Here is an 11,797-nt window from a genome sequence, read left to right on the forward strand (position 1 = left end):
TTGAACTTAACCTAATGAACCGCCGTATACCGAACGGTACGTACGGTGGTGTGAGAGGTCGGTAGATGAATTAATCATCTACCTCCTACTCGATTGATAATCATATTTAAATTGGAGATTTCGTTATTTTTAATAAATTATTATTATATAAATTATTCAAAGCAACTATTATACCTAACTTACAATGTTCATATGTCAATCCACCTTGTAAATACGCCATATATGGCTCTCTAATAGGTGCATCTGCACTTAATTCAATAGATGAGCCTTGTACAAAAGCACCTGCTGCCATAATAACCTCGTCATCATATCCTGGCATATTCCAAGGTTGTGGTAAAACATAAGAATCGACTGGTGATGCACTCTGTATAGCTTGACAGAATTTAATTACACTATCTTTGTTATTAAATTCAATTCCCTGTATTATATCACTTCTAGGATCATCTACATCTGGTACAACTTTAAAGCCCAATTTTTTAAATACTGATGCAGCTAATAATGAGCCTTTTAACGCTTCTGCTACTACATGAGGAGCTAGAAATAAACCTTGTAAAGTAATTCTCGTTGTACCAAAAGTCAATCCACAATCTTTACCTATACCCGGTGCTGTACTTCTATTTGATATCATTTCTATTATTTCTCTTTTACCAACTATATAACCTCCGGTTAGCGCTAATCCCCCTCCAGGATTTTTTATTAAACTACCTGCTACTATATCAGCACCGACATCGGTAGGCTCTAATTTTTCAATAAACTCGCCATAACAATTATCAACCATACATATAATATCGGGATGTATCTTTTTTATATTTTCTATCGCAGTTTTTATTTGTTCTATTGTTATGGCTTTACGAGTACTATATCCGGTAGATCTTTGAATAAGTAAGAGTTTAGTTTTAGAAGATATAGAATTAAGAACATCATTAATCTTGATATTCCCATTTTCATCTAAATCTACTTCTTTATAAGTAATTCCAAATTCAGACAAAGCTCCTTTACTTTTCCCTTTAATACCTATAACTTTTTGTAATGTATCATAAGGTTTACCTGTTATTGATAATATTTCATCTCCAGGCCTTAATATACCAGATAAAGTTAAAGATAAAGCATGTGTACCTGATACGATAGTTGGTCTAACTAATGCATCCTCTGTGTTAAAAACATAAGAATAAATTTCTTCTACCTTTTCTCTACCAATGTCATCATAACCATAACCAGTTGTCCAATTAAAATGAGTAGAATTTAATTTTGCTTTTTGCATTGCAATAATAACTTTATATTGATTATATTCTTTAATCTCATCAATTTGATTAAATTTTTCTTTTAGTTCACTCTCATTTGCTAGAACTAAATCGATGATTTTTTTTTCAATATTGAAATGTTTACATAAAATATTTATCGTAGCCTTATCCACATAATCACCTCAATAAATTTATTATCTTTTGTATTTTAACATAATGTTGCTTTCTTTTTCAATCTTAATACAAATCGTCTTCAACTATATCTTCTTCTAATATTGTTAATAGATCGTATTTGGTCACCTTATGTTTATTTTTTAGCCTTACTGCTTGCCTTCTAATAGCTCTTTCTATAATATTTCTAACATATCTAGCATTGCCATTATCATATGTTTTCTTTTTTAGAATATATTCTATTTTTAAAATTGCTTTATTAGAAAACTGATATTGTCTATCTGATGCTATTTTTTTAGCTATTAAAATAAGTTCTTCTATAGAATAATCTTTAAAATCAATATAAATCGGAAATCTAGATTTAAGCCCAGGGTTAGTTTTTAAAAAATAATCCATCTCATCTTTGTATCCGGCCAATATTAATATAAAATTATCTTTATAGTCTTCCATAGCTTTTACAAGAGTATCTATTGCCTCTTTCCCAAAGTCTTTTTCCCCACCTCTAGCTAAAGAATAGGCTTCATCAATGAAAAGTATACCTCCTAATGCCTTTCTAATCTGTTCTTTTACTTTAACTGCTGTATGGCCAATATATTCTCCTACTAAATCGGCTCTATCTACTTCGATTAAATGCCCTCTTTCTAGAATACCTATCTCTTTGAATATTTTTCCTAACAATCTAGCTACAGTAGTTTTCCCTGTACCTGGATTACCTCTAAATACCATATGTAAGACTATAGGTTCAGTTAATAGATTTTCTGTTTTTCTTTTTTCTTGAATTTCAACAAAAGCTATTATTTCTTTGACTAATTTTTTTACATTATCTAAGCCTATTAAACTATTAAGTTCAATTAATATATCATTTAAATTAGTATCTGACTTACAAAGCTCTTCTTTTACAGTCTTTTTTTTATTAAAAAAAATATCAAAAGATGTGTGGAAGTTAGTTTTTCCGTATTTATAAAGTTTAAAACTCATAAATTCACCTCGAAATAGTTGCTATTACTATTTTATGAATTAAGTTGATAAAATGTTAAAAGCTTTTAAGAATTAATTCTTAAAAGCTTTTAACATCCCGATTTATTCTGTTATATTTTCATTATTTATTGGTTCACTTTGATTATTTTGATTTGTATTTCTTGATAAGAAATTCATCGCCGAATTAGGTGAAATTGTTGATATAGCATGTTTATAAATTAAATGTTGTTTTCCTTCGCTTTCTAAAACAATAGTATAATTGTCAAAACCTTTTACTGTACCTTTAAATTTATAACCATTAATTAAGTAAATAGTTATACTTATATTTTCTTTTCTAGCTTTATTAATAAAAGCATCTTGTAAATTAATATTATTCTTCATTTAAATCCCTCCATTATTGTATTATTAATATTTAAAAGTTTAATATGCTTCTAACATAGTTAACTATATAATCTACAATTTCATTTTTATCATTAAATCTTTCAAGATTTACCCAATGAATTCTATCATCTCTTCTGAACCACGTTAATTGTCTTTTAGCAAATCTTCGCGTATCTCTTTTTAATATATTTATTGCTTCTTCTAGAGTATATTCTCCTTTTAAATAAGCAATAATTTCTTTATACCCTAATCCCTGCATAGAGGTTAACTCACTAGAGTAACCCATTTTTAATAAGTTTTTAACTTCATCTATTAAACCTAATTCAATCATCTTATCTACTCTATGATTTATTCTATTATATAATTTTTCTCTGTCTATAGTTAGTCCAACCATTGCAATATTATATTTAGAATTTGGCTTTCTAAAATTTTTATAATAATGGGACATTGGTTTACCCGTTTCATGATATATCTCAAGTGCTCGAATGATTCTCTTTGTATCGTTTATATGTATTCTTTCTGCCGATATTGGATCAACTTTTTTTAATTCATCATGAATATATTTGTTACCAAATGTTTTTGCTTTATTCATCATCTCATTGCGAAATTCCGGATTAGAAACAGCATTAGTAAAATCTAATTCATATACTAAAGAGTTAATATAAAGACCAGTTCCACCCACTACAATAGGTAATTTACCTTTATTTAATATTTCGTTTATATATTTTTCTGCTAATTTTTTATAATCTGATACTGAAAACTTTTGATCTGGATATATTTCATCTATAAGGTAGTGTTTAATTCCTCTTTTTTCTTCTTCAGTAATTTTTGCCGTTCCTATATCCATATATTTATATATTTGCATTGAATCAGCCGAAATAATTTCTCCATTTAGTTTATGTGCTAATTCAATAGATATTTCAGTTTTTCCTACTGCTGTAGGACCAATTAATACAAAAAGTGGTTTCTTATGTGAGTTCATATTCTTCACCTTCTATGTTCTCTTAAATTTCTTTTCTAATTCGGATTGTGTTAATTTAATAATTGTTGGTCTACCATGAGGACAAGTATAAGGATTCTCTGTTTTAAAAAGCTCTTTTATCAAACTGGATATTTCTAATTCGTCAATTTTATCACCAGCTTTTATAGAACTTGTGCAAGCTAATTTCATTATTTTTTCTAGTCTTAAATCATAATTACTTTCTAACTTACTATCGAAATTTTCAAGATTATCCAGTATATCTAAAAATAGTTGCTTAGCATTAGGTTTGTTGAATATAACCGGTACACTTCTTAGTACAATAGAATACTTTCCAAATGGTTCTATAGTAAAACCTAATTTGTTAAATATTTCTAGATTTAATTCTACTTTTTTATATTCATTGAAAGTAAGATTAATTATTTCAGGTACAAGCATCTGTTGTGAAATAATAATTTGATTTTTAAATTGTCTTTTTAATTTTTCAAACATAATTCTTTCATGCGCCGCATGTTGATCTATTATATACAATATGGCATTTAATTTATCTTCTGCCAGAATATATGTTGAAAATAGTGTTCCAATAATTTGTATATTATCTATAGAGAATTTTTGTTTATTTTCTTTTTCTATAAGCTTTTCTTTATTCTCTTTTATTAAAGTGTTAGTTATAACTTGTCTATTTTTTAAAACTTCATCATTGCTTGATATATTAAAGTCTTTTTTTATTTTATTATCAATCGGTTTTTCGTAATTGATTTTACTATTTTTTCCTACTAAAAAATTACTTACTTCTTTATTGTAATTACTTTTTGTACTTAAATTATCAATAAAATTTATTTGTGTTTCCTGAACATTATCTTTATTAGTAATGTTCATTTGGGGAATAATATCTTCTTTTTTTAAAAGTTTTTTAACTGTATCATATATAGTACTGCATATTTCTTTTTCGTTTTTAAACCTAACCTCGGTTTTAGTTGGATGTATATTAACATCGATTTCATATGGAGGTACAAATAAATAAAGGATTATAACTGGGAATCTACTTGAAGGCAATAAAGTTCCATAAGCTGATTCTATAGTTTTTGATAATAAATTACTTTTTATGTATCTATTATTTACAAAAAAATATTGATGCGATCTATTACCTCTAGTGAATGAAGGTTCTGAAATAAAACCTTTCATAAGAAAATTATTATCCTTATAGTTTATTCTAATCAATGAACTTAAAAAATTTCTACCAAATAGATTGTAAATTACATCTTCATCATTACCATTGCCGCGTGTTCTAAATATTACTTTATTATCTTTGATATATTTAAATGAAATATTTGGATTGCTTAATGCGAGTTTGTATATAATATCATTTATCTTCAAAGTTTCTTTAGATTCACTTTTTAAAAATTTTGCTCTTACAGGAGTATTATAAAACAAATTAGTTACAATTACGGTTGTTCCTTTAGGGCAACCAACTTCTTTTCTGCTAATTACTCTACCTCCATGCAATACTATTTGATTACCTATAAGATTATTATCTGTTTTTGTTATAACTTTAAGTTGAGATACTGCTGAGATACTTGCTAATGCTTCGCCTCTAAATCCTAATGATTTAATTTTTTCTAAATCCTCTATTTTACTAATTTTACTAGTAGTATGCCTCATAAAAGCTATTTCTAAATCATCACTTTCAATACCTACTCCATTATCTGTAACCCTAATATAATCTTTTCCATAACCTTTTATTTCTATGGTAATAGAGGTTGCACCTGCATCAATCGAATTTTCTACAAGTTCTTTTACGACAGATGCAGGCCTTTCAATAATTTCACCAGCAGCTATTTTATTAATAGTACTTTCATCTAAAATCTTTATTCTACTCATTTAAATCGCTCCTATAATTTGTTTGCTTCTTTTACAATCTCATATAGAATATTTATCGCATCAAGAGGAGTTACTTTCATTATATCTATAGATTTTATTCTATCAATAAGATTATTATATTTTAAATTAAAAATATCTAATTGATATTCATTTTGATTTTCATTCGTTTCATTAGCATCATCTACATTTATGTTTTTATTTATATTTTTATCAATTGTCAATGCGGTATTATTAATATCCGTCTCTTCCAATTTATGCAAAATCTCTTTTGCTCTTTTAATTACTTCTATAGGTACACCGGCTAACTTAGCTACTTGTATACCGTAGCTTTTATCTGCACTTCCTTTATCTATCTTCCTAAGGAAAATAATGTCGTCTCCTTTTTCTTTAACTAATATACGGAAATTATTTATACCTTCTATTTTGCCTTCTAATTCACTAAGTTCATGGTAGTGAGTAGCAAAAAGAGTTTTAGCTTTTATTTTATCACTAATATATTCAATTACTGCCCATGCGATACTTAAACCATCAAAAGTACTAGTACCTCTACCTATTTCATCTAAAATTATTAAACTATTTTTAGTCCCATTATTAAGTATATTCGCTACTTCACTCATTTCAACCATAAAAGTACTTTGTCCTTGAGATAAATTATCAGATGCACCTACTCTAGTAAATATTCTATCAACTATTCCTATATTTGCATCATCAGCCGGTACAAAAGAACCTATATGTGCCATTAAAGTAATAAGTGCTACTTGCCTCATATATGTAGATTTACCAGCCATATTAGGACCTGTTATTATGGCAATCCTATTTTTACCATTATCGAGATAAGTATCATTTGGTATAAATAAATTTTCTCCTATAGTTTTTTCTACCACTGGATGTCTGCCGTTTTTAATTTGAATTATTCCATCTAAATTAAGTTTCGGTTTTACATAATTGTTTTTATATGCAGTTATTGCAAATGCACAAAAAACATCTAATACTGCTACTATTTTGGCACTTTTTTGTATCATTTTTATTTGATTTTTAATTGTGTCTCTGATATTTAAAAATATATCATATTCTAATTTCACTATTTTATCTTCGGCACCAAGTATTTTAGCTTCCATTTCTTTTAATTCAGGAGTAATATATCTTTCCGCATTAGCAAGCGTTTGTTTTCTAATATATTCATCAGGAACGTACTTCAAATTTGATTTTGTTACTTCTATATAATATCCGAAAACTTTATTATAGCCTACTTTTAATGATTTGATTCCTGTTCTCTCTTTTTCATTCTGTTCTAATTTATATATCCATTCTTTTCCTTTAGTGGCTGCTTCCCTGAGTTCAAACAATTCTTTACTGTATTTATCTTTAATAATATTACCTTCTTTAATAGATATAGGTGGTTCATCGATAATTGCATTATCTATAAGTTCATATATATCTTTTAAAGTATCTAATTCTCTACCTAAAGACAAAAGCAGTTCTGAAGATGTTTTACATAATATTTTTTTAATAGTTGGAAGAACTGAAATAGATTTTTTTAGAGAAATTAAATCTCTAGCGTTACAAGTTCCGTATACAATTTTACCTATTATTCTTTCAATATCGTATACGTTTTTAAAAAGCTCTTTTATTTCATCTACGACCATAAAATTATTGAATAAATAATCTACAGCATCTAATCTCCTTTTAATATCTTCAATGTTTATTAGAGGCTCTTCTATCCATCTTTTTAACATTCTACCGCCCATCGATGTCGAGGTACAATCGAGTAAACCGAATAAAGAACCTTTTTTACTTTTTCCTCTTATTGTTTCAGTAAGCTCTAGGTTTATTCGTGTATTAATATCTAACATCATAAAATTATCTATCGTATAGAAGGTAACATTATTTAAATGATTCAGTGATATTTTTTGTGTTTCATTTAAATAATTAATAAGTGTGCCTAATGATAGTACAGAATATACTTTTTCGTTTAATCCATATCCATCTAAAGATAAAACGGACATTTGATTTAAAATTGCTTCCTTAGCATCATTATATTCATAACTCCAATCACAATAGAGATTAACAATTGAATTAAATTTATTTTCAATTATTTTTACAATATCTTTTTTATTATATAAATAGTCATTTAATATTATTTCAGTAGGACGAATTTTAGCTAATTCATCAAATAATATATTAATTAATCGTTTTTCATTACATTTTATTTCAGTTGTGTATAATTCACCTGTGGTAACATCAACATATGAAATTCCTATTCCATTTGTATCCATGTATATGCTACAAAGATAGTTATTGTTTTTATCTTCTAAAACTTTTGTATCCGTTATAGTACCTGGCGTAATTATTCTAACTACATCTCTTTTAACAATGCCTTTTGCTTTAGACGGATCCTCTATTTGTTCACATATGGCTACTTTGTAGCCTTTTTTAACGAGTTTAGCTATATAGGCATCGGCAGAATGAAATGGTACTCCACACATAGGAGCTCTCTCTTTGTTACCACAGTCTCTACCTGTTAATGTGATTTCTAACTCTTTAGAAGCTAGAATTGCATCATCAAAAAACATTTCATAAAAGTCACCGAGCCTGAAAAATAAGATTGTATCTTTATACTTTTCCTTTATATTTAAGTATTGTTGCATCATTGGCGTTAAGTTCTTCAAATTATTTCCCTCCAATTTATATATACAGGTATATTATAACATATAAATAGTTTAGAATTTAAATAGGCTAAGGTAATCCCTAGCCTATTTAAGAAAGAACGTATTAGTTTATTAATTCACCTTCTAGTGTCCAAGTTTTAGGGTTTGTAATTTTAACTTTAACTAATTTACCTATTAAAGTTTTATCTCCTGGGAAATGAACAACTTTATTAGTCCTAGTTCTTCCCGTTACTTTAGTCTTATCAGTTTTACTTATTTCTTCAACTAATACCTCAACTACTTTATCTTTAAGCTCTTGATTAATTTCTAAACTTATAGGATAAATAGTATCTAATAGCCTTTGAAATCTCTTATGCTTAATATCATCAGGAACTTGATTTTCCATTTTTGCTGCTGGAGTACCTTTTCTTATGGAATAAAGAAATGTGAAAGCAGAATCAAATCTTACTTTTTTAACTACATCTAAAGTTTCTTCAAAATCTTCTTCTGTTTCTCCAGGAAAACCTACAATTATATCTGTTGTTATAGCAATACCAGGTATCGCTTTTTTTATTTTTTCTATTAAATTTAGATAATGTTCTTTTGTATATTTTCTATTCATGGCTTTTAATATTTTATTACTTCCTGCTTGAAAAGGTAAATGTATATGTTCACAAATTTTATCACATTCTTTAATTGCTAATATTAATTCATCAGAAAGATCTTTAGGATGAGATGTAGTAAATCTTATTCTTTCTATTCCTTCCACTTCGTTAACCATTCTTAATAGCTGTGCAAAACTAACTTTTTTATCTAAAGTCTTACCATAAGAGTTTACATTCTGCCCTAATAAAGTTACTTCTTTACAACCTTGCGCTGCAAGCTCATTAATTTCTTTTAAAATATCTTCTGGGAGCCTGCTTTTTTCACGACCCCTTGTATATGGAACTATACAATAAGTACAGAAATTATTACAACCATGCATGACATTGACGAAAGCTTTAAAGCCATATTTCCTTTTAGCTGGTAATCCTTCTATTATATCTCCTGAATCTTCCCAAACATCTATTATCATTCCAGAACTTTGTCTTGCATTAGCAATTAATTCTGGCAGTTTGTGTATATTGTGAGTACCAAAAACTATATCTACATGATTATACTTTTCTTTGATTAAATCTCTTATTTCTTTTTTCTGCATCATACAGCCGCAGACTGCAATCAGCATATCAGGTTTTTTATTTTTTAGTGTTTTTAAATGTCCAAGATTGCCATAAACCTTAAGTTCTGCATTTTCTCTTACAAGACATGTATTAAAAATAATCAAATCTGCTTCTTTAGGTGTGCTAGTTTCAATGTATCCAATATTTTCTAAAATTCCAGCCATTTTTTCAGAGTCGTGTTCATTCATCTGACAACCCCAAGTTTCTATATAATATTTTTTTCTCTGTAGATTACTTACTTTATCCAATATAAGATTCCTCCTCTTAATTGCTGCTAATTATATAATCCCTATAATTAAAGAATATTATAACAAATAATCTTGAAAAATAGAAGAGGGATTAATTTTTAAGATTTTTTTATAATCCATAGAAAATTATATTTCTTGATTAAAACACGGTACATCAAAAGTTTTGATATTCACTTCTTTTATTTAAAAAGGTTTTTATGTTATTATAATAATATCAATATATTTTTTCAACGTCGGGAAAAGGTTTTCAAAACAATTTATCTTTTATTTTATTTAAGGGGGTATTGTTATGAATTTATCTAAAAGAATATTATCAATGCAAGAATCACCAATTAGAAAATTAGTTCCCATAGCCGATGAAGCTAAGAAAAAAGGTAAAAAAGTTTATCATTTAAATATCGGGCAGCCTGATATTGAAACTCCTGATTGTTTTTTCAAGGCTATTAAGAATTTTGACCAAAAAGTACTAGCTTATACTAACTCACGTGGGATACCAAAATTAATTAAAAGTTTTATTAATTATTATAAAAATTATGATATACATTTTGAAGAAGATGAAATTCTTATCACAAATGGTGGTAGTGAAGCATTACTATTTGCTTTATTAGCAATCTGTGATTATGAGGATGAAATATTAGTTCCAGAACCGTTCTATACAAATTATAATGGATTTGGTACTTCAGCAGGAGTTAAAGTAGTTCCAATAACAACAAAAGCAGAGGATGGTTTCCACTTACCTGATAAGAAAGTAATAGAAAGTTTAATTACAAACAAGACTAAAGCCATTTTATTATCTAATCCTGGTAATCCAACTGGAGTTATTTATACTCCAGAAGAAGTAGATATGCTTAGAAATATAGCCAAGGAAAACGATTTATTTATTATAGCTGATGAAGTTTATAGAGAATTCGTATATGATAATTTTGAATATATAAGTTTTGCACATTTAGATGATATTAGAAACAGAGTAGTTATAATAGACAGCATATCAAAAAGATATAGTGCTTGTGGAGCAAGAATAGGATCAATTGCAAGTAAAAATAAAGAGCTAATTAAACAGGTTTTAAAACTTTGCCAAAGTAGACTTTGTGTTGCAACAATAGAACAAATAGGTGCATCTGAATTAGCCAATATATCTAGTGACTATTTTATAGATATTGTTGAAGAATATAAAAGAAGAAGAGATGTTGTATATGAAGCGTTATCTAAAATGGAAGGTGTAATATGTAAAAAACCACATGGAGCTTTTTATGTAATTGCTAAACTACCAGTGAAAAATGCAGAAGATTTCGTCAAATGGTTATTGAGCGATTTTGATGTAAATAATGAAACAGTTATGGTAGCGCCTGCCGAAGGATTCTATGCTACAAAAGGATTAGGTAAAGACGAAATAAGAATATCATATGTTCTAAATGAAAATGATCTAAAGAAAGCGATGAATATTCTAAATAAAGGACTTATCGAATATAAAAAAATTAACACCAAATAAGGTGTTGCTTAGAGGAAGCTAATTAGCTTTCCTCTTTTTTTATATTAATGTTCCTGTCTTAAAGTTCTTTCGTAGATTTCACATTTCTCCATATTACAATAACCATCAATATTGTGTATACATGTAATAGCTCCACACTTCTTTAGTCTACTAATTTGTAATGATTTAATATTTTTTGTAATACCTCTACTCATATATCAACCCCCCTTTGTTTTAGCGTAGTGTCAAAAGTTTAGAGCAAATTTGACACCCAAACATTGAAATTTGAATAATATATAGGTTTGGTTGTCTCCCCCCTCTTTGGATATACTTTAAGTAGCACCAAAAATATAAAAGAAATACAAAAGAAAGGAGAGACAAACCAAAAATGAAATCTTTAATTATTAACTTAACAAATACTATCAGAATTCTTTATGTTTTAGTAATTTATCTTCTAATCCCATATTTTAAAAATCCTATAAAACCTAGAACTAATAAACCAATAAGCAAACCATATAGAAAAATCGAAGTTGATACCGAACTTCCTATTATAGAAACAATTGAAGTTCCTAATTATAAAGA

10 protein-coding genes are annotated in these 11,797 nt (G+C 27.6%); 2 read left to right on the top strand and 8 right to left on the bottom strand.

Going from position 1 to position 11,797, the window contains the following annotated elements; translation table 11 throughout:
* Window positions 1-106: 106 nt before the first annotated feature.
* The 7 genes from BUB51_RS10115 to miaB all read right to left on the bottom strand — a co-directional run bounded on the left by BUB51_RS10115 (window position 107) and on the right by miaB (window position 9,747).
* Entirely contained in the window at window positions 107-1,414 is a 1,308-nt protein-coding gene (locus BUB51_RS10115; protein WP_035163578.1) for a methionine gamma-lyase family protein, read from the bottom strand.
* Between the two features lie 64 nt (window positions 1,415-1,478).
* Window positions 1,479-2,390 carry an AAA family ATPase gene (locus BUB51_RS10120; RefSeq protein ID WP_035163576.1) on the bottom strand — a complete coding sequence of 304 codons (912 nt, stop codon included), beginning with the start codon at window positions 2,388-2,390 and terminating at the stop codon, window positions 1,479-1,481.
* 102 nt (window positions 2,391-2,492) lie between these two features.
* A complete protein-coding gene (gene hfq, locus BUB51_RS10125) occupies window positions 2,493-2,771 on the bottom strand; it encodes an RNA chaperone Hfq (protein WP_035163575.1) in 279 nt (92 codons plus the stop codon).
* A gap of 31 nt (window positions 2,772-2,802) precedes the next feature.
* Window positions 2,803-3,753: a tRNA (adenosine(37)-N6)-dimethylallyltransferase MiaA gene (miaA, locus tag BUB51_RS10130; protein WP_073197528.1), complete on the bottom strand. Its 951-nt coding sequence runs from the start codon at window positions 3,751-3,753 to the stop codon at window positions 2,803-2,805.
* 12 nt (window positions 3,754-3,765) lie between these two features.
* Complete coding sequence (gene mutL, locus BUB51_RS10135; RefSeq protein ID WP_073197530.1) at window positions 3,766-5,631, bottom strand: DNA mismatch repair endonuclease MutL; 1,866 nt, start codon at window positions 5,629-5,631, stop codon at window positions 3,766-3,768.
* 11 nt (window positions 5,632-5,642) lie between these two features.
* Entirely contained in the window at window positions 5,643-8,300 is a 2,658-nt protein-coding gene (gene mutS, locus BUB51_RS10140; protein WP_143153609.1) for a DNA mismatch repair protein MutS, read from the bottom strand.
* A 103-nt stretch (window positions 8,301-8,403) separates the two neighbouring features.
* On the bottom strand, window positions 8,404-9,747 hold the full coding sequence (gene miaB / locus BUB51_RS10145; RefSeq protein ID WP_278294298.1) for a tRNA (N6-isopentenyl adenosine(37)-C2)-methylthiotransferase MiaB: 1,344 nt from the start codon (window positions 9,745-9,747) through the stop codon (window positions 8,404-8,406).
* Between the two features lie 289 nt (window positions 9,748-10,036).
* Here miaB and BUB51_RS10150 point away from each other — a divergent pair, with 289 nt between their 5' ends.
* Window positions 10,037-11,236: a pyridoxal phosphate-dependent aminotransferase gene (locus tag BUB51_RS10150; protein WP_073197532.1), complete on the top strand. Its 1,200-nt coding sequence runs from the start codon at window positions 10,037-10,039 to the stop codon at window positions 11,234-11,236.
* A gap of 44 nt (window positions 11,237-11,280) precedes the next feature.
* On the opposite strand, the gene BUB51_RS13170 is transcribed toward BUB51_RS10150, so the two are convergent.
* Window positions 11,281-11,430, bottom strand: a complete 150-nt coding sequence (locus tag BUB51_RS13170; protein WP_156099404.1) for a hypothetical protein — start codon at window positions 11,428-11,430, stop codon at window positions 11,281-11,283.
* Between the two features lie 173 nt (window positions 11,431-11,603).
* On the opposite strand from BUB51_RS13170, the gene BUB51_RS10155 reads away from it, so the two are divergent.
* Window positions 11,604-11,797, top strand: a 194-nt coding sequence (locus BUB51_RS10155) for a hypothetical protein (protein WP_200791939.1), incomplete at its 3' end; no start/stop codon positions are given.

Origin of the sequence: Caloranaerobacter azorensis DSM 13643, from assembly GCF_900129995.1 — a bacterium.
In the GTDB taxonomy this organism is placed as follows: Bacteria; Bacillota; Clostridia; order Tissierellales; family Thermohalobacteraceae; genus Caloranaerobacter; species Caloranaerobacter azorensis.

Excerpts from the sequence above, each read along its gene's own strand:
- BUB51_RS10120 (WP_035163576.1), bottom strand. The coding sequence starts at position 2,390 with ATGAGTTTTAAACTTTATAAATACGGAAAAACTAACTTCCACACATCT.
- hfq (WP_035163575.1), bottom strand. The coding sequence starts at position 2,771 with ATGAAGAATAATATTAATTTACAAGATGCTTTTATTAATAAAGCTAGA.
- miaA (WP_073197528.1), bottom strand. The coding sequence starts at position 3,753 with ATGAACTCACATAAGAAACCACTTTTTGTATTAATTGGTCCTACAGCA.
- mutL (WP_073197530.1), bottom strand. The coding sequence starts at position 5,631 with ATGAGTAGAATAAAGATTTTAGATGAAAGTACTATTAATAAAATAGCT.
- BUB51_RS10150 (WP_073197532.1), top strand. The coding sequence starts at position 10,037 with ATGAATTTATCTAAAAGAATATTATCAATGCAAGAATCACCAATTAGA.
- BUB51_RS13170 (WP_156099404.1), bottom strand. The coding sequence starts at position 11,430 with ATGAGTAGAGGTATTACAAAAAATATTAAATCATTACAAATTAGTAGA.